Here is a 17769-nt window from a genome sequence, read left to right on the forward strand (position 1 = left end):
ATCGCGAACGACGCGGAAGACGGCCTCCGCTGCGTCGAGTTCACCGTCCTCCATGAGGGTATTCGCGCATCGCAGAAAAGGCGGTGCATCATCTTGTATTGACGGACGCTTTGAGCTCATGTCGTCGTCGCTTGCCCGGCTTGTCCAATATTCTTGTGGGGAAACGCGCTGTCGGGTGTCGGCTGGTCGAGGAAGGCACACAGCTCGCCCCATCCGTGGCCATCGAAAACTGAAAACCGCAGGAGTTTGTCCGCTGGCTTGTCATTGAAGAATGATGCAACGCGAGCCTCGTGGGCATCGTAGGCGGCATCCCAAGTGATGTGGTCTGCATACAGTTGCTTGTGGATCTGACCTACTCGACCTCCATAACGTCGATCGCGGCCTCGCTCGAGTAGTTCATTCGGCATACGCACTCCCGAGTGCACGAGATAGTGTCTCTGCACGGAACGTATCCAGGACGCCTGCGGTCGTGTCGTCTGAATGAAGCGTGCGTTTGGGAACCGCGCGTAGAGAGTCTCGAATCGCGCCGTTACGGAAATGTCTCCGCAGGCATCGAAGAGATCCATGTCCCGCAGCCTCAGAAGGTCTTTCGTCAGAGTATTTGTGTAGTGCTGACTTCGGTAGCCGAGGCGGGCCAGCGCCCAGTGCATGGACAACGTTCCAGTGCGACTCAGCCCGATGACAAACACCTTGGGTGCAGCCCGGTCCGGAAAGGTCGGAGCGCTCCACCGAGCGGCGGCATCTTGGACACACAGCACTGCTGGTTGATTGGTATGACCAGCCTTCAGGCCGCGCACGGTTTCCGCGAACGCGTCACGCTGCCACAACCCCAACAGAATGCCGGCATGTGAGACGCGAAGTAGCGTGGCCTCGTGACGGGTACGGGGAGTCGAGCTATCTATCCAGGCGAGTACGGCCAGAAGACGATGATTGCGGTCTTCTTCGGAGGATGCGTAGTGGATTGCTTTGAGGAGTTGGTTGACGGAATTCGGGTCGGCCCGCTGTTCTTGGACAGGACCGTCGAGGATCGCGTCGATCTCCGCCTCAAGATCACCCGCTTGGCGGGTCTGGTCCAGCAGCCGCGCTAATTGAACACGTGCCGAAATATTTTTTGGCGCTGCGTTCACGGCTGCGCGGAGCAATTCGATGGCCTCCGCGGGTGCCTTAGCTCTCAAGCTAGCACGCACCTGCACGAGCAGATCATCTACAAGTGACAAAACCGACCGTCTCCTCGTGCCTAACGGCGCTTTGCTGAGGAGGCGAACGGGCGGCAAGTAGCGCCTTCGCCCGCTGCGTGCGTCTGATACATCGCCGGCGGTGAGATTAACGAAGGCCCGGCGAGCGGTCAAGGCGCGTCGGGGTGTGCCAATAATGACCGCCGGCGTGTGCCTGGGTGGACCGTACCCGGTAGTTGGCAGCGGCGCGTTGCGGCGGGCAGGTGGGTGTAGCACCGCGTATGGCGATGCGCGCAGGCACCTTCAGCGCTGGCTTGACGGATCAGCTCGGCATGCGCTTGCTCGCGGCCTATCAGGATGTGGCATCGCCTTGACGGTGGCGTTGCAGCGAGCATCTTTGGCTGCCGGATCGGGGTGTTCAGGTACCGGAGGTGTAGAGGTCTTGCATTTTCCGGGCTTGCGCGGCGACGATGTTGCGTAGCTCGTCGGGCGCGACCACCTCCAGGTTGTCGCCGGCGCCGAGCAGCCAGCGCAGCAGTTGTCCGGTCTGCGGCAGGCGTGCGCTGACACTGAGACTGAAGGGCGAGTCTTCGGGCTCGTCGTGTGTTGTTTGTGTGTCGTTGAACGGGCAGGCCAGCAGCACGGGCGTGAGGTAGCCGCGCACGCGGATGGTGAGGTCGATGAGCGTGCCCTGGCCAAAATCCACCAAGCCGTCGGCGATGGCCTGATCGAGGTCGAAGCCCTCCGCTGCACGTGCCGTGCGCGACTCATCCACCTCGGCACGAATGAATCGATGCAGCGCGTACAGTCGAGGCTGGTCTTCGTTGTTCTTGAGTGCGATGAGATAGGGAATGGGTCCACGTTGGATCAGTGCCTGCGGATGCAGGATCGGGCGACTGCGCTTTCCCTCGGCGTTGCGGTACGTGACTTTGAGCGCAAGCTGCTTGGCCAGCGCGCTGATGACCGCCTGCAGCACCGTGGGATAGAGCTCCACCGGGCGCAGGCGCAGGTTGTCGGGCACCACGCGCAGCTGTTGTTGGCTGAGCAGTGGCTCGTCGAGCTCGTGCAGCAGGCGTTCCCACAGACGATTGAGCTGGCGTTGGGGGATGGCCTCGGCGATGAGGTCGTGCACCTGATGTAAGGTGTATTCCCAGATCAGCGCATCATCGTCGATGCAATCGAGGACACGACGGTAGCGCAGGGGCTTGCCGCCGGGGTTGACCGCCTCGATGCGCCCGTCCTTGACCAGTGTCATCAGATCCCGCTGCAGCGCCCGGCGACGTGCGTCGGGGGAGCCGTCGCCGTAGACCTCGCCGAGGATCTCGAGCAGTCGCGTGCCGGTCAGGCACTGGGCGGGCGCAGTGCCGGGTTGCGGCAGTAGCGCCTCGAGGCGGCGCAGCCGTTGGATGCGGGTCTGGTAGGCGGCGGCCATGGGCTTGAGTTTACACGAAACAGTAGCGACATGTCTTGTCCTGTTTTTGTGCTTCGATGTCCATGCGCATCGACGTAAAGCGCTTTTGGCCGTTTCACGTCGTGGGAGCCCGAAACGGCCTGAGCAGTGCAGCAGTCATCACTTGTTATTCAATTGGCATATGCAAAGGGAGACCTGATGGGTCATATTTTTTATCTGCACGGCTTCGCCAGTGGTCCAAAGCCGCAGAGTCCGAAGGTGGCGCTATTGCGGGAACTGGGGCATCAGGTGCGATGTCTGGACACCGGGGGAAATTACCGGTCGGCGGATTACCTGAACGCGTTGTATACGACCGTGCGGCGCTCAGCATTCCCAGACCTATTGGTGGGCACGAGCCTGGGCGGCTTTTGGGCTCGCTATTTCGGCGTGCAACTGGACTGTCCATGGGTGGCCTTGAATCCAGCGCTGCACCCGTCGCAAACCCTTGCCCGAACGACCGGCACACTGCAGCGCTTCGATGTCGATGCCACCTTCGCGTGGAGCGACAGCAATGCCAGCGCGTATCTGCCCTTCGAAGATCGATGGCTCGATAGCGAAGTGCCTGGACTGATCATTGCGGCGGCGGATGATGATGTCGTCGACGCGGAGGAGACACGGCGACTTTGCGGTCGTAGTCGGTTCGTCAAATTACCGCGCGGCGGTCATGCGCTGGCGAATATCGATGATTATGCGGATCTGCTGGCGGACTTCATCGCCAGCGTGGTGCGCTGAGCGCAGGGGGGCCGTTGGCGGACCCGGGAGCTTAGGGGTTTCCCTAATGCGGGTTTTCCCGTATACTTGCGCGATCAGGTGTCATCACGCTGGTCTCGCAATGACGTCGTCGTCCGTCTGCCGGCGGCCACGGTTGCTTGCGGGCACGGCGTCTTCGCAAGGGTCCCAACATGATCAAGCTTCTTGGCTCGGCCGCCGCCGCGGCGTCTTTGTTACTGCTGGCTGCGCCCACGGTCGCCTCGCACCCCGGTGCCGTCGAGCGGGGTATCGCGTCCTACTATCACGACAGCCTGCACGGCAATCCCACCGCCAGCGGCCAGATTTACGACAAGGGCAAGATGAGTGCCGCGCACAAGAGCCTGCCCCTCGGCAGCCGCGTGCGTGTGACGGACACGCACACCGGCAAGAGCATTGTGGTGCGTGTGAACGACCGTGGTCCGTTCATCCAGGGGCGCATCATTGATCTCTCGCGGCGCGCGGCCCAGGCGCTCGGCATTATCCGGCGCGGCATCACGCCGGTGGAGGTCGAGGTGTTGAGCCTGGCGAGCGGGCGCGGCGCCTGACGGCGGCGGCTGCTCGCCGGCGAAGTCCCAAGCGCCGGTTCCCACGCGCGCTGTTCCCGGTTACCGTGTCGGATTGTTGAGCCAGCGGCGATCGGGGGCAGTTGCGGTGGGTGTGGTGACGGCGATATTGGCCATCTTGGGCGGCTTTGCGCTGCTGGTATGGAGTGCGGACCGGTTCGTGGAGGGGGCGGCGGCCACCGCCGGGCATGCGGGCATGCCCTCGCTGTTGATCGGCATGGTGGTCGTCGGCTTCGGCACCTCGGCCCCGGAGATGGTGGTCTCGGCGATGGCGGCGCTGGACGGCAACCCCGATCTGGCCCTCGGTAACGCACTTGGCTCCAATATCGTCAACACCGGCCTGGTGCTCGGCGTCACGGCGCTGGTGGCGCCCATCGCGGTGCACTCCAAAATCATCCGCCGCGAACTGCCGCTGCTGTTCGGTATCGGCCTCGGCGTGGGGCTGATGCTCTGGGACGACGCCCTCACGCGCACGGAGTCGCTGTTGTTGCTGGCGGGCTTCTTCGGGCTCATCGGCTGGTCGGTAATGGCGGCGCTGCGTGGTCACGGTGATGCGCTCGAAACGGAAACCGTGCACGAGCTGGAAGGTCATGCCATGACCCTGGGCCGGGCGATCTTCTGGCTGGTGCTGGGCCTGGTGCTGCTGATCGTCAGCTCCCGAACCCTGGTCTGGGGCGCCGTGACCATCGCCGAGGTGCTCGGCGTCAGTGACCTGATCATCGGCCTTACCATTGTGGCGCTGGGCACCTCGCTGCCGGAGCTGGCGGCCTCGGTGGTGGCGGCGCGCAAGGGCGAGCACGACATCGCCATCGGCAACGTGGTCGGCTCCAATATGTTCAACCTGCTGGCGGTGGTGGGCATCGCCGGTGTCATCGCGCCCATGCCGTCGATGGCGCCGGAAGTGCTGACCCGCGACTGGCCGGTGATGATGGCCCTGTTCGCCGCGCTGTTCGTCATGGGCTACGGTTTGCGCGGACAGGGCCGTATCAACCGCATCGAAGGTGTGCTGCTGCTGCTGGCATTCGTCGCCTACAACGCCTGGCTGGTGCGATCGGTGCTGGGCGCGTGAACGGCATGCGCCCGCGCGGCGGCTGGCCCGGCCGGGGCCACGGCGAGCCAAGGCCCGTCGGCACGCGAGCGGGGGTCATCAGCCGGCCGTGCGTGACGGCTTGGCCGCGCAGTCAGTCACAGCGGGCATGCGGGCCGCAGCCGGAGGCGGCGACCGGCCCGGTGGCGGCGCCGGCCGGGTCGGCGTCGGCCGTGTCGGTGTGCAAGATGCCCGTGCGCGCGCTGCCGGCTCTGAAGGTGGACAGGGACTTGAGCCCGGCGCGCCAGGCATCGAAGTACAGCGCCCGGATCTCCGCGGGGGTGGTCTCAGGGCGCAGATTCACCGTTTTGCTGATTCCCGCATCGATGTACGGCGTCAGCGCCGCCAGCATGGCCATCTGTGCCGTCGCATCGATCTGCAGTGCTGAGACGAACGCGTCGCTCAACGGCGCCTCGGCCCCGAAGCGGGCGCGAAACAGCCGATAGGCGTGATCCTGCAGCTGGTAGGTTTTGCTGTCATCGCCGGCGAGGCGGCGTTGCCGGACGTAACGCCAGGCGTAGGCCGGCTCGATGCCGCTGCTGACATTGTCCGTAAAGGCCAGCGAGATGCTGCCGGTGGGCGCGATGGCGAGCAGATGGCTGTTGCGCAGGCCATGGGCGCGGATCAGCGCCCGCAGCCGCGTCGGCAGCCGCCGGATGAAGGGGGCGCGCAGCAGCGTCTCGGCGTCGAACAGGGGAAACGGCCCCTTCTCCTGCGCCAGTGCCACCGAGGCCGCGTAGGCGGCGTCGCGCAGGCAGCGGACGATGGCGGCGGCGGTGCGACGTGCGGCCGCGCTGTCGTAGCGCTGGCCCAGCATGATCAGGCAGTCGCCCAGACCGGTCACGCCGAGCCCGATGCGCCGCTTGGCGTGCGCCTCCCGGGCCTGTTGCGCCAGCGGCCAGCGCGTCTGGCTCAGCACCAGGTCCAGCATGCGCACCGCATCCGGCACCAGTGCGGCCAGGCCCGTCAAGTCGAAGCGCGCGTCCGGCGTGAAGGGCGCCTGCACCAGGCGGGTCAGATCGATGGCGCCGAGACAGCAGCAGCCGTAGGCGGGGAGCGGCTGCTCGGCGCAGGGATTGGTGGCGACGATGTCTTCGTGCGCGCGCAGATTGTTCTCGCGGCGGACGGTGTCGATGAACAGCATGCCGGGATCGCCATGGCGCCAGCTGCGCGTGGCGATCTGCGCGAACAGCCGCCGGGCGGATACACGCCGGTAGACCCAGAGACCGTCGGCACGCCGGTGGCTGTCGGCGCCGCGCCGGTCGCCAAAGGGCTCGGCGGGATGCACCAGCTCGATATGGTCGCCGGCAGCCACCGCCCGCATGAAGGCATCGCCGGCGGCCACCGACAGGTTGAAGTTGGTCAGTTCCCCGGGCTTGTCCTTGGCCGCGACGAAGGCCTGGATGTCGGGGTGATCCACCCGCAGGATGCCCATCTGCGCGCCGCGCCGCGCACCCGCTGACTCGATGGTCTCGCAGGAGCGATCGAACAGGCGCATGTACGACACGGGCCCGCTGGCGCGCGACTGGGTGCTGTGAACCAAGGCGCCCGCGGGACGGATGGCCGAGAAGTCGTAGCCGACACCGCCGCCGCGGCGCAGGGTTTCGGCCGCCTGCTGCAAGGCGGGGTAGATCCCCGGACGCCCATCCTCGGCGCCGGCGATGCTGTCCCCCACGGGCTGGACGAAGCAGTTGATCTGGGTGGCCCGCAGCGCGGTGCCCGCCACCGCATTGATCCGCCCGGCGGGGATGAAGCCGCGCTGCTGCACCGCCAGAAAACGCGCCGCCCAGGTCTGTGCATCGGCCTCACCGGCCGCCAGTGCCCGGGCCACGCGGCGGCGGATCGCCTCGGCATCGGCCTCGCCGGGGCGCGCATATTTCTCCCGCAGGACATCGACGGTGATCTGCTGCGGCTGCATGTTCGCGGTGCCCATGACAGGACTATACTCGGCCTCCAAGCATTTGCCGCCGCACACCGCCGTCACCCAACCCACGACAACCGACATCGCCGACCGGTCCAGCGTTCATGGAAGCCCAATTCGCCCTCTTGCTGGCGGCGGTGCTGCTGGATGCGCTGCTCGGCGATCCGAACTATCCGCTGCATCCCATCCGCCTCCTGGGGCACGCCAGCATCGCGCTGGAGCGTCAATGCTTTGCGCGGGGCTGGAACCACCGGCTAGCCGGAGCGGTGCACGGGCTGGTCGTGACCCTCGGAGCCCTCGCTGTCTGGTGGCTGGTGCACCTGAGCCTCGCCGCACTGCATCCGGCGCTCGCCTGGCTCTGGGATCTGTACATCGCCTACAGCCTGCTGTGCACCAGAGATTTGTTGGACCATGGGCGTCGCGTGCTGGCAGTGCTGGATGACCTGCCGGCGGCGCGCGCGCAGCTGCGCTGGCTGGTGAGCCGGGATACGGACGCATTGGACCGGGGTGGGGTGGTGCGCGCCACCATCGAAAGCCTCACCGAGAATCTCACCGACGGCGTGCTCACGCCGCTGTGGGCGCTGGCGCTCTTCGGGCTGCCCGGGATCATCATCGCCAAGGCCATCTCCAGCCTGGACTCCATGGTGGGCTATCGCACCGAGCGCTATCGGCGCTTCGGTTGGGCCGCGGCGCGCACCGACGACCTGCTGCACTGGCTGCCGGCGCGGCTCTCGGTGCCGCTGCTGGCCGCCGCCGCCGCCCTGACGGGTCTGCACTGGCGCCGGGTGTGGCCCGCTGCCCGGCGCTGGCATGGGGCCTTGTCGAGCCCGAACTCCGGCTGGAGCGAGGCCGCCGCCGCCGGCGCGCTCGGGGTGCGCCTCGCCGGCCCCGTCAGCTACCACGGCGCGTGGCAGCCGAAGCCCTGGATGGGCGACCCCGCCTGGCCCGCCGACCTGGATGGCCGCCACCTGCGCAGCGCCCTGCGGCTGGTGGGCGTGGCGGGCGGATTGGCACTGCTGGTGGCGGTGGCAGTGTTTCTGCTGGCACAGGGTTAGTGCCGGGCGCACCGGGCCGTCGTCAGGTCCTACCCAGTATCCCCACCGATAGCCATCGCATTCGGCTTTCCGGCTACACGTTGGCCGACGGCTGGCGTTGGTACTATTGATACAATAACCCGGAAGACGACCGTCGGCGGCGAGGTCGACACGTTTCGACATAACACGAGACCAATCTGTATGCGGGTATGTATCGACGGACATAATTTGGCCCTACGAAACGGGACGGGTATCTCGACTTATACAAACAATCTGGTCAAGACCGGCCGTCAACTGGGGCACGAGATATGTGTGCTGTATGGGCATCACGATGTCGGGAGTAAGGACCCATTGCTGCGGGAGATCCAGCTCATGGACACCGCGGGCTACAAGCCATTTCGCAAAGATCGTCGACGGGCGCGCTTGGCGCGATTGGCTCGCTCGCTTCGCAGCGCGCTCACTGCGCGGCTCGAAGCGATGCAGATCGACCGTACCGGGCGGATTATCCCAACATCTCGCATGGCTCGTCTCCCACCGACCGGCGCCCTCTTCAATGCCCGCGACCTGCATTTTTGCGCCCGCCTGACCTTTCAAAGCAGCGGACGCTGGCTGCAGGTGGAGCTTCCAGAGCCACCGGACATCATGCACTGGACGATGCCAATCCCCGCGCGTGTGCGCGGTGCCGTTAACTTCTACACCCTGCACGATCTCTTGCCACTGAAGCTGCCTTACACCACAAAGGACATCAAACGCGAGTATCTATCTGTTTGCCGCAAGATCGCGCGCGAGGCTGACGGCATCCTGACCGTCTCCGAGACGTCCAGGGCCGATATCATCGAGCTGCTGGATGTTGCGCCAGAGCGTGTCATCAACACCTATCAGGCCGCTGAAGAGGATCTGATTGATGCTGCCAAGAACCCAGAGGCGGGCGCGGGGCGGCTGGCACGTCGGTATGGTCTGCGTAAAAGAGGCTTTCTGCTGTTCGCCGGTGTATTGGAGCCACGCAAGAACATCGACCGCCTGCTTCATGCTTATCTGGATTCCGGCGTGACCATGCCGTTGGTCCTGGTCGGCCCGGTGACCGACGCATCCGATGAGATGATCAAGCGCATACCCTTTGTTTCGCCCCTTGATATTGGCAACGGCTTCGATCCCTTGCAGTCGGGGGCGAGACTGCTGCGACTGGGACATGTATCCAGGCCAATGCTGACCGAATTGATACAGACGGCTCGCGCGGTGCTGATGCCCTCCCTGTACGAAGGCTTCGGCCTGCCACCGCTCGAGGCCATGTTGCTTGGCACACCCGTGCTCACATCGAACAACAGCAGTCTCGGTGAACTGTTCTCATCGGGTAGCCTGACGGTGGATCCCTACGACAGTGAGCAACTGGCGACCGGTATCCAGCGCATTAGCGAAGACGATGCTCTCTGTATGGAGCTGACCGCAAGAGGCCATCGCGTCGCCGGAGCATTTTCCCAGGCGCGGTTCGCTGAGCGCATGGCCGCCGTTTACAGCCGCTATGGGTTCGATGCGAGCTAACGCGACTCCGTAATCGCCAGGCCTTGCTGCGTTGTGTTTGCCAGACCGGGATTTACCTCTGCCGCATCGACCGTGGGCTTGTTCGTGCAAAATTCCCGATGCGAACTCGTCTCACGGCCCCATGCGCGTGATAGCCGCCTTCGGGCATTACGAAGCGCATGATCCTCTCCCGCTCCGCAGACATTGGGTGCAGGACGCGGACCATTTGCTCGGCGAACGCCCTGGGGTCCGCCTGGATCGCCTCGACCTGGAATACGTGATACGGCGGGCTCAGCGACGCCTGGAACCGACGAACCTTGGCGGTATGGTTGATGGCAACCTGGAGCAGACGCTCGCCCTGCGCCGCCCAATCGCGTCCATCGTGACGGGCAGAAGAGCGAGCGATCTCGTGGGGGTCGCGATACACGAACAAGAAGCAGGGATTGATCAGCAGAGGGAGGACCCGTTCGATGTAGTAAATAGCGTTCGGGAATTTCCATCCCCAATAACGGCGGGTCAGGTTTCGCGAAAGAATAGTCCGCGTCAACCGCTCGCGCGCCTCACACGCTTGGTGCGGCGGTATCTTGAACGCGGGATCTTCGTATTGCAGCGTTTGGTAGTGTCCCATATAAACACCCGCCGCGCTCAGCGCGCCGGCCAATAGACTGGTCCCGCCCCGCGGACAGCCGAGCACGACGAAGGTGCGCCGAGTCCGGGCCGGCCAAAGCTTCAGCAAGCGAGTAGTCATTCTGCTCGATAGTCGGCTCATCCCGACATCACCTCGAGCCGGGCGGAAAAATCCGCGAGCCAGTGCTCACATCGATCGTTGACGTAATCGAAGATTTGGTAGTCCAATCGGTTGGCCCGGATGAACAGCTCTCGGCCGTCATCGCATGCGTCATGAGATGCACCGACATTGCGACTGGCGCCGGTTGGCTGTTTCGCATCCAGTGCGCTCGCCAGGCTGGCAACGAGACGCGTGACCTGTTGATGCGGGACGACCGCAACGTAGCGCTTTTCCAGATGCGTCCGCACTCGTGCGAACCGGCGCCATCCGCCCGCGGCGCCGAGGTACCGTGCCAGGTAGTCTGTCGCGCAGGGGTGACGCTCCCGCAGCGTTGCCTCCACCGCCTCGCGCAGCGAGCGCTGACCGATCAGTCGGTAAGCAGGGTGGCCCGGTCGCGTGCTAACGAAGGCGTGAAAGCTCCGGAAGCGCTCGAAGGGCTCGCGCACCGCCGCCAGGTAGATACAACGGCGGTCGAAGCACCGATCCCATTGTGCGAAATGAAAATGGCCGGTTAAGAGTTGGATCAGCTCGCGCTTGGCCGGCGCAAGTTCGCCTGGCCGTTCGGCATCCTGCTTGCGCAGATCGATCACGAGTTGCGGATTCAAGATGCCCTTCAGCAAGTGCACAAGCGTTGAGCCCGCCGTCTTCTCCAGATGCGTGTGGACCAGCAGATTGCGTGCAAAAAAATCCGTCATGCGCGTCGAAATAGCGGGCATCCGTTTGTTTTTGGCAGGCGACAGTGGGGGGCCCTGTCCTACGAATTCCTGCAGGATATCCAATGCCATCGGCGGGAGCTGACGCGATGCGTGGAGTAGCGCATGGTCGACGGCGTCCAGATCTTCAGCCATGTATTGCTCGATGTGCGAACCAAAGCGCTGAAGCAGAAATAGGGTTTGGTTGATCGTGAGCTCGTCGCGATGGCGACGCCTGATGGCTTTGTTGTACTGCGTAAAGGCAGTCGCTTTGACCTGTTCGGCGAGCTGGGTCAAGTCCAGATCGTCTGGTAGCGAAAGCTGCAGTTGCGTTGCGACTCGGCGCAAGAAGCTCTCGCTGCGGAACGCAACCTCTTCATAGTGGGTGCCAATGAAGCCAGGCAGGCGCATCCATTCTTCAAAGCGGGCAAGCTGCGCTCTGTGACTATCAAATGCCGCTTGCCAGCTCTGGATATTCTGGAAGGCGCCCCGACCGCGTTGGCGTGCACGCTGACCCGCGTCAAGCAGTGAGAGGAGATTGTCACGCGGATCACGGAAATTTGCCTGTCCCATGATCCGACCTTCTGCGGCCAGCTCTCGGATTGCATCATGGGGTGCGCCGTGTGTCTTAAAGGTGATAATTCGGGGGGATGGCAGAATTTTTTCGATGACCTGAACGCTGTCGCGATCGAGATCACGGATTTTGCGACTCGACAGGAAGTTGACCTTCCTGTCGTCCCCGATCAACGGGATCTGCAATCGCTCCTGCGGTTGCCCAAGGGATTGCAGCAATGCCCGGGTCAGCTCAAAGGCTAGGGTGCTGCCCGACTTTTGAATACCGTAACAGAGATAGATCATTGGGTCTCGGCACCCGCGAGGGTCTCGGGGAAGCCATAGCCAAAGCGCTCGAGCTCGAGTGCGTAGCGTTCTGCGACACTGGCTCGGCTGGAATCTGTGTACATCATATCGATGGTCGCCCAAGCGGGGCGTATTTGCGATTTTTCCTTACCGAGTCGCTCAGGCTCGAAGGCGACTCCAAGTGTTGAGCAGATGCGTTCCAGATCGGGTAGCAGAGATTCGAAGCGAATCACATCAGAGAGACAGTATTGCTGTCCAATCATGAATTTGTTGCGATTATCGGGCGGCTTGTCGCCAGCGAGCCAGGCTTCGAATGCCACGCGCTCGGTGGCCGGATCGGCGACGGGCGCTCGTCGGCGGTACTTCTGGAAGAAGTAGGCGGAAACGGCGATATCATAAGGGTTGCGGATCGTCGCGAATCGAAAGTAGTTGGTCCAGACGTCTTCGCCGAGGCGCTCACGAATCTTAGTCGCCGGCATGTGCGCCACCCATCCACTTCGCTCGCGCCCGCGACTGGCGCGAGCGCCGATGATACCGTGCTTCGAGATGTAGGCGCGCTTGCTATCCCGCTCAAACGCGGCCTTGGCATCATCGGGTGCCATGCAATATGGCTCGAAATAGCACTCCACCGAAGTACCGGCAGTCTTTGCGGTCTTCATGAAGATGAATCGATAGCGATGGCTGATCAACAATGGCGTCTACCTTCGAACGTCAAGCGCGTGGCGCGGGGCGGGGGATGCCACATCCGGATGCCTGTGAGAATAAGCGATTTCAGGGTGCATCCGTCGTATCTTCTGCGGTAGTCCCTGACTTCCTGGCGAAGGGGCAGCGGGGCGTCGATGAGCTCTGCTGCAGGTCCGCATAACATTGCAGGAGTGGATGGATGCGACCAATGAGCATGAACTGGTCCGCGAGTCGCTGAAGTAGCCCTATCGCCTTGCGTAGCAGAAGGAGATAGGTGACGGTTGGCGCCAATAGCGTGCTGAGTCTAGTATCCGGATCTGCGGCGATCAGCATCAGGAGGGGGAAAACGACGAGCGCGACTGGAAACAGGTACTCGACGAGCATCGGGCCACGCTTCATTTCGCGGCGGATATGCAGCTTGTTTTCCATCGAGTCAGCAACCGGGCCTGTCCTTAGCATGGCCCGCACCCGATCATTTATGCGGATTGTTCGATCGGAGTCCGGCTGATCGGCGTCGAGATCCGCGGCTAGCGCGTTGATCTCCTCGCGGGCGCGGGAGGCCAGGGCTTGGGAGTTACGGATCGCCCCGGTCACCGAGCCGAGTGAGCGGGCGTAGAGCAGGGCGGCGAGCACTGCGCCGACTAGGAAAAGTGCTGTAAATGCCGGACTCAGCCACAATAGCACGCTGAGAAAGACCAGCAACTCCAGGAGGTCGGAGAGCGCGGTGGCCAACTGCCGCATCAGGATGCCACAGGCAAAGGCCACCGGGCCCAAAACATCGTGTGCTGCCAGACGCCGAAGCTTGCGGTGTCGTAGGCCTCTAATCGTTTCCAGTCCCCGCACTGCGGCGGCGCTCGCGGTGCCGCGCACGAGCCGCAATGCGAGTTGGTATCTCAGATAGTCGAGCTGCAATGCAGCGACCATAAGTACCACGATGACACCGATCAACAGCCACAGCAGGGTATCGTTGGCCGGGATGGACCAAGGCCCGAGGGCGAGCGCTGTGCTGTCCTGGGTAGCAAAGCCGATTAGTGGCATGAGGGCCAGGTAGCCCGCGGCGTTCAAAGCCGACGCGACGATGCCGAGTAGTCCGATCTGTGTCAGCGCCTTGGCCTTCGGAGGAGCGAAGCTGCGCGCGACCAAGGCGACGGGCAGGGAAAACTCATGAAATCTATCGATGACTCTTTGGACGTTAATAGTCACAGGGTCTATATGTCAAGCTGCTCTCAAGCGGCAGCCGCCTAGGTTAGTTGAGGCGCCAAGGCGTAGCCAGGCATATCGGCGCCCGGAGCTGCCCCGAGCCGACGACCGGGCAGACGCGCATCGTGCGGCTGGGGGCGCAGAACAAGGAGACGCGGTTGACACGCGCCAGCGCCAGGCTGCCCCAGCGTATCCCCGTCGCAGGCGCCCCCATCCGCCGTCGCACAAAGCACCAATGTCGCGAGCGCACAAGACTAGCTATGCCGGGTGGACATCCGTCAGCGTGCGCGCCAGCGCCGCGATGCTCAACGGCGACGAGCCCTCGGCCTTGTTGTTGACGATGATGAAAACCTCCCGACCGCGGGCCAGCGCCGCGGCGGCCAGGGCGCGAATGGCGGCGCGGGTGTCCGGATCCGGCTCGGCGAGCTGGCTGAAGGGGCCGTAGCGCTCGCGGGCTTCTTCGTAGCCACGGTTGCGGCGCAGCAGCCAACGGAGCACCAGCGGGCCCTGGGCGGCGTCCTGCAACAGCGACGCCTGCGCCGAGAGCGGGGGCAGGCGCGGATGGGCGGCCAGGGATGGCACCGCGCCGCCGTGGTGCAGGGCGGCGGCGAAGTCCGCCGTGAGCAGGTGGGCATCGCGGACCTCCACCGCGTAGACGGGGCCCGGGGGTAACCGCTTCAGGAAGCGGTAGAGGTCCTCGGCGAAGCGGCGCGGATGCGTGCGACCGCCCTGGGGCGGGAACTGCAACAGCAGCACCCCGGCGCGCTCGCCGAGGCCCCGCCGATAGGGCTCCACGGCCTGGCGCAGCGCGATGTCCGGGCTCAGGAACTCCGGATTGTGCCGCCATCGGCCGTCGCCCCCGCGCTGATGGCGCTGGGTGACCGCCGCCGGGGCCTTCACCAGGAAGCGAAAGTCCACCGGCACCTGCGCCGCCCAGCGGGCCAGACGGTCGGCGTCCAACGGGGCGTAGAAGCCGCTGTCCACGCCCACGGTGGTGAGCAGCGGGTGACGGGCATAGGCCCGCAGGCCGTCACGGGAAAGCACGGCCGTGGGGGCGGGCCCGCCGTAGACCAGCCCTGCCCAGCCGGGAAACGACCAGCTGGAGGTACCGAGCCGCAGCCCCGATGGCAGTCCCCGCGCCAGCACCGCGAGCTCGGACGACGGCGGGGCGGGCGTCACCGTCGGCGCTCCAGGGGGCGCGCCGGCGGTGGTTGCCGCCGGCTGCGCGGGCTCGTCGTCGAAGAGGCTGAGCTGGCTCATCCCCGCAAGGTGGGGATGGCGTCCGCGGCGCGCCAGCGACGGGCTAGGCATTGCGCCGGTGGACATCTGGGGTTCTATCTGTTGAATAAAAATCTCGGCTTTGGCACTTTTCGGCCCTTTAGGCCGTCGCGGCAAGCTGATCGAGCAAGCGCTCAGCCGTCGACTGCCCTCGCAGGGGCCACCCTCCGGGCACCAGCACGCTCGGCGAAAATGGCCAAAGTCGAGTTAAAGATAAGTAAAAGAATTGCAGAGTTCAATTTTTCACTCTACAATAATTGAATTTCGAAACTCTGCGTAGGCAGGAGACAATAAATAGCGCGCCTCGGAGCCTTTCATAAAAAAGATACCATTCCCATTAAAATCGATGCCGGCTTGCTTCATATTCATGGCGGGATTCTTGGATAGTTCCGATCTAACTATTTTAGTAAAACGACCAGTGGCTGTAAACATTAAAATTCCGTCTTTAGGGACAACAAACTCCTTTGACCTATAAAGCTCATAGTCATCTTCAATGCTTTCAATAACTGACTTTAAAATAGGATGATTTTGAACAAAACCAAACCCCCAACACAATATATACTTTTCCGGGTGTAATAAAAGACTAAATGAGTCTTTGGGAGGCGGGTAATGTAACGCGTTATTCTCAAAAGATATTAAAGCTTCAGACTCAGGGTCATGCAAATCCTGAAGTGGTATAGAGCAGCCTTTCGAAATATCGAAATAATACCCTCCGTTTTTATATAGCACACAATAACGCCATATATCTGCTTTGCCCGGATTGTATTTTAACTTATGATAAATTTCAAAGATTGCTGTACCCTGATAATTTTCTCGCATCCATTCATTGCGAGCGCTTTCGTCAAAAAATTTAAAATTTAAAGAAGGATTTAACGATCGAAATTTCTGAATTTCTTTATAATGCCTTTTTCCTATTAAGTTGGTTTTGAAAGTCTGAAATACAACTTTTGGTATCGACTGTTTTCGGCCAATTTCTAACGGCTTCCTGTCATGCAAAACCTGAAAAGGCGTCTCAGTGAGTTTCAACTTTTGTTTTTTCACCAATTGGAGTATTTTCTTTAGTTTGTATTTCATTTTTTCTCCAGCAACTGTTCAAAATACTCAATCGTCGACCTGAGGCCTCGTTCCAGCGCAATGGTCGACTCCCGCCCATCATCTCTTTGGCGAGGCGAATGTCCGGCTGACATTGTTTGGGGCCATCAGTTGGCTGTGGCTTTTGAATACGCTCAGACTTCGAGCCAGTCATGGCTTTGATGGTCTCGGACTCCGTTCGGACACAGAATTCGGCTCAGCTCTCTGGATGCCTTGGCGTCATCCACATGCTACAGCACATGATTTGCAATGAGCATGTGTCGCCAAGATTCAGCATCAAACAGCGTCATGCTGCTAGCGAATCACCTCAACAACGACTGGCAAGTCCAGAGCTTCCCATACCCGGTCGGCCGTGAGTACCGGCGCTTCCTGTTCCACCGCGAGCACCAGGCATGCGCGGTCCGCCAGCGAAAGTCCACTGACACGGGTGATTTGCCAGAGTTCAGCCGCAATCAAGGCGTGCCGCACGCTGAATGGCTCAATCCGGATTCCCAACTCGGTCAGATCCTCGTCAAGGCCCGTCGTATCGGCCCCAAACTGCTGGGCTTTTTGTACTACCTCACAAAGATTGACACTGGTAATGAGCGCCCCGTCAAGACAATCCCTCACTCGCGAGCCGCCCGGTTCATCGTGCAGATATGCCAATAAGGCGGAGGCATCGATCACATGAGGTGATGCGGTCACTCCGGGCCCCTTTCCGGTACCGTTTCTCGCGCAGCTTCCGCGCGGCGCTCCGTGATCAAGGCATCCGCCAGGCTGACATGAGGATCGACTTGTCGAAAGCGTTCTCTCAAGCGCCGCTCCACTACTTGGCGCGGCTCCAGAATCAATGCGCCGTCTTTCACGCGCACCAACAGCCGATCGCCGGGATGAAGCCCAAGCTCTCGTCGCAACGCAGACGGCACCACCAAGCGCCCTTGGGGTCCTATTTGGATTTCGTTACTTAGCGTGGCCATTGATGCCTCTTGTGGCATAGAGTTTTCTTTAATCTTGGCGTCGAGACCCAGCGTCAGTGGAGCGATCTCGCCATCGCCCGCACCACGCCGGTGCTGGCCCTGTTGTCGCTGCTCTGCCTGATGGTGCATCGCTGGCGCGCGCACTGGCCCACTCTGGCACGGTTTCCAGCGTCACAGCCCCCTGAGACCCCGACTATACTCAACCTAGGGTTTTGCGCCGGATGACCATTCGTTGAGGTTCTGCGGCGTGCGTCTGCCTTGTGCGGGAGGTTCCATGAGCGGTGCTTCGGGTGTGGCGGCGGCGCAGGGCGGTGCACGCGTGGACCCGGCCCGCATCGAGCGGGTGCTGCGCGGCTCGCTGGCGGCCCTGGGCCGCGGCCCCGAGAGCGTCTTGCAACATTTGATTGCCCAGCAGCAGGCCTTTTCCCACGTGCCGGCGGCGGCCATCGACCGGCTGGTGCAAGCGCTCGGCGTCACCCGCGCCCAGATCCTCGCCGCCGTGGACTTCTACGCCTTTTTGCACCTCACCCCCCGCGGGCGGTTCGACATCCTGTTCAGCGACAACATCACCGACCGCATGCTGGGCAATGCGGCGCTGATGACCCAGCTGTGCGACGCCCTGGGTGTGCGGCCCGGCGTGCCGCGGGCCGACGGCCGGGTGAGCGTGGATGTTACGTCCTGCACCGGCATGTGCGATCAGGGCCCCGCCGCGCTGGTGAACGGC

18 protein-coding genes are annotated in these 17769 nt (G+C 62.7%); 6 read left to right on the plus strand and 12 right to left on the minus strand.

Annotated elements, in window-relative coordinates:
* Positions 1–116: 116 nt before the first annotated feature.
* Together QZ588_RS15645 and QZ588_RS15650 are read right to left on the minus strand one after the other, a co-directional pair.
* Positions 117–1217: a sulfotransferase gene (locus tag QZ588_RS15645; RefSeq protein WP_295543876.1), complete on the minus strand. Its 1101-nt coding sequence runs from the start codon at positions 1215–1217 to the stop codon at positions 117–119.
* Between the two features lie 376 nt (positions 1218–1593).
* A complete protein-coding gene (locus tag QZ588_RS15650; RefSeq protein ID WP_295543877.1) occupies positions 1594–2607 on the minus strand; it encodes a WYL domain-containing protein in 1014 nt (337 codons plus the stop codon).
* A gap of 177 nt (positions 2608–2784) precedes the next feature.
* Between QZ588_RS15650 and QZ588_RS15655 the strand changes: the two genes are divergently transcribed.
* The 3 genes from QZ588_RS15655 (at position 2785) to QZ588_RS15665 (ending at position 5007) form a co-directional block, all read left to right on the plus strand.
* Positions 2785–3357: a YqiA/YcfP family alpha/beta fold hydrolase gene (locus QZ588_RS15655; protein ID WP_295543878.1), complete on the plus strand. Its 573-nt coding sequence runs from the start codon at positions 2785–2787 to the stop codon at positions 3355–3357.
* A gap of 170 nt (positions 3358–3527) precedes the next feature.
* Complete coding sequence (locus QZ588_RS15660) at positions 3528–3920, plus strand: septal ring lytic transglycosylase RlpA family protein (protein ID WP_295543879.1); 393 nt, start codon at positions 3528–3530, stop codon at positions 3918–3920.
* Between the two features lie 127 nt (positions 3921–4047).
* Positions 4048–5007 carry a calcium/sodium antiporter gene (locus QZ588_RS15665; RefSeq protein WP_366929586.1) on the plus strand — a complete coding sequence of 320 codons (960 nt, stop codon included), beginning with the start codon at positions 4048–4050 and terminating at the stop codon, positions 5005–5007.
* Between the two features lie 112 nt (positions 5008–5119).
* Here the strand turns inward: QZ588_RS15665 and QZ588_RS15670 are convergent, their stop codons facing one another.
* Positions 5120–6958, minus strand: coding sequence for an adenosylcobalamin-dependent ribonucleoside-diphosphate reductase (locus QZ588_RS15670; RefSeq protein ID WP_295543880.1), 1839 nt, complete (start codon positions 6956–6958; stop codon positions 5120–5122).
* A gap of 92 nt (positions 6959–7050) precedes the next feature.
* On the opposite strand from QZ588_RS15670, the gene cbiB reads away from it, so the two are divergent.
* Both cbiB and QZ588_RS15680 read left to right on the plus strand, forming a co-directional pair.
* Positions 7051–8001 (plus strand): adenosylcobinamide-phosphate synthase CbiB, encoded by a 951-nt coding sequence (cbiB, locus tag QZ588_RS15675; protein WP_295543881.1) that lies wholly within the window; start codon positions 7051–7053, stop codon positions 7999–8001.
* Positions 8002–8352: 351 nt separating this feature from the next.
* Positions 8353–9519, plus strand: coding sequence for a glycosyltransferase family 1 protein (locus QZ588_RS15680; RefSeq protein ID WP_366929587.1), 1167 nt, complete (start codon positions 8353–8355; stop codon positions 9517–9519).
* A 52-nt stretch (positions 9520–9571) separates the two neighbouring features.
* On the opposite strand, the gene QZ588_RS15685 is transcribed toward QZ588_RS15680, so the two are convergent.
* The 9 genes from QZ588_RS15685 to QZ588_RS15725 form a co-directional block, all read right to left on the minus strand.
* Positions 9572–10234 (minus strand): hypothetical protein, encoded by a 663-nt coding sequence (locus tag QZ588_RS15685; RefSeq protein WP_295543883.1) that lies wholly within the window; start codon positions 10232–10234, stop codon positions 9572–9574.
* A 29-nt stretch (positions 10235–10263) separates the two neighbouring features.
* Positions 10264–11835 (minus strand): hypothetical protein, encoded by a 1572-nt coding sequence (locus tag QZ588_RS15690; RefSeq protein WP_295543884.1) that lies wholly within the window; start codon positions 11833–11835, stop codon positions 10264–10266.
* Positions 11832–12527 carry a sulfotransferase family 2 domain-containing protein gene (locus QZ588_RS15695; RefSeq protein ID WP_366929588.1) on the minus strand — a complete coding sequence of 232 codons (696 nt, stop codon included), beginning with the start codon at positions 12525–12527 and terminating at the stop codon, positions 11832–11834. Before QZ588_RS15695 ends, QZ588_RS15690 begins: the two co-directional genes overlap by 4 nt.
* A 79-nt stretch (positions 12528–12606) precedes the next feature.
* Positions 12607–13722 carry a hypothetical protein gene (locus QZ588_RS15700; RefSeq protein ID WP_295543885.1) on the minus strand — a complete coding sequence of 372 codons (1116 nt, stop codon included), beginning with the start codon at positions 13720–13722 and terminating at the stop codon, positions 12607–12609.
* A 255-nt stretch (positions 13723–13977) separates the two neighbouring features.
* Positions 13978–14979 carry a DUF72 domain-containing protein gene (locus QZ588_RS15705; RefSeq protein WP_295543886.1) on the minus strand — a complete coding sequence of 334 codons (1002 nt, stop codon included), beginning with the start codon at positions 14977–14979 and terminating at the stop codon, positions 13978–13980.
* A 261-nt stretch (positions 14980–15240) separates the two neighbouring features.
* Positions 15241–16071: a glycosyltransferase gene (locus tag QZ588_RS15710; RefSeq protein WP_295543887.1), complete on the minus strand. Its 831-nt coding sequence runs from the start codon at positions 16069–16071 to the stop codon at positions 15241–15243.
* A complete protein-coding gene (locus tag QZ588_RS15715; RefSeq protein ID WP_295543888.1) occupies positions 16010–16243 on the minus strand; it encodes a hypothetical protein in 234 nt (77 codons plus the stop codon). Before QZ588_RS15715 ends, QZ588_RS15710 begins: the two co-directional genes overlap by 62 nt.
* A gap of 140 nt (positions 16244–16383) precedes the next feature.
* Positions 16384–16773 (minus strand): type II toxin-antitoxin system VapC family toxin, encoded by a 390-nt coding sequence (locus tag QZ588_RS15720; protein ID WP_295543889.1) that lies wholly within the window; start codon positions 16771–16773, stop codon positions 16384–16386.
* The gene (locus tag QZ588_RS15725) at positions 16770–17174 is read right to left on the minus strand and encodes an AbrB/MazE/SpoVT family DNA-binding domain-containing protein (RefSeq protein ID WP_366929589.1); all 405 of its coding nucleotides are present in this window, start codon (positions 17172–17174) and stop codon (positions 16770–16772) included. The genes QZ588_RS15720 and QZ588_RS15725 overlap by 4 nt, the downstream gene beginning before the upstream one ends.
* 145 nt (positions 17175–17319) lie before the next feature.
* Here QZ588_RS15725 and QZ588_RS15730 point away from each other — a divergent pair.
* Positions 17320–17769: NAD(P)H-dependent oxidoreductase subunit E (locus QZ588_RS15730; RefSeq protein WP_295543890.1), on the plus strand; the 450-nt coding region annotated here is incomplete at its 3' end.

Source organism: uncultured Thiohalocapsa sp. (assembly GCF_913062725.1).
Lineage (GTDB): Bacteria > Pseudomonadota > Gammaproteobacteria > Chromatiales > Chromatiaceae > Thiohalocapsa.

Bases quoted from the DNA above. Each gene is read 5' to 3' on its own strand.
- QZ588_RS15725 (WP_366929589.1), bottom strand. From the start codon at position 17,174: ATGCACCATCAGGCAGAGCAGCGACAACAGGGCCAGCACCGGCGTGGT.
- QZ588_RS15650 (WP_295543877.1), bottom strand. From the start codon at position 2,607: ATGGCCGCCGCCTACCAGACCCGCATCCAACGGCTGCGCCGCCTCGAG.
- QZ588_RS15705 (WP_295543886.1), bottom strand. From the start codon at position 14,979: ATGAGCCAGCTCAGCCTCTTCGACGACGAGCCCGCGCAGCCGGCGGCA.
- QZ588_RS15715 (WP_295543888.1), bottom strand. From the start codon at position 16,243: ATGACTGGCTCGAAGTCTGAGCGTATTCAAAAGCCACAGCCAACTGAT.
- cbiB (WP_295543881.1), top strand. From the start codon at position 7,051: ATGGAAGCCCAATTCGCCCTCTTGCTGGCGGCGGTGCTGCTGGATGCG.
- QZ588_RS15690 (WP_295543884.1), bottom strand. From the start codon at position 11,835: ATGATCTATCTCTGTTACGGTATTCAAAAGTCGGGCAGCACCCTAGCC.
- QZ588_RS15660 (WP_295543879.1), top strand. From the start codon at position 3,528: ATGATCAAGCTTCTTGGCTCGGCCGCCGCCGCGGCGTCTTTGTTACTG.
- QZ588_RS15680 (WP_366929587.1), top strand. From the start codon at position 8,353: ATGGACACCGCGGGCTACAAGCCATTTCGCAAAGATCGTCGACGGGCG.
- QZ588_RS15655 (WP_295543878.1), top strand. From the start codon at position 2,785: ATGGGTCATATTTTTTATCTGCACGGCTTCGCCAGTGGTCCAAAGCCG.
- QZ588_RS15670 (WP_295543880.1), bottom strand. From the start codon at position 6,958: ATGGGCACCGCGAACATGCAGCCGCAGCAGATCACCGTCGATGTCCTG.
- QZ588_RS15710 (WP_295543887.1), bottom strand. From the start codon at position 16,071: ATGAAATACAAACTAAAGAAAATACTCCAATTGGTGAAAAAACAAAAG.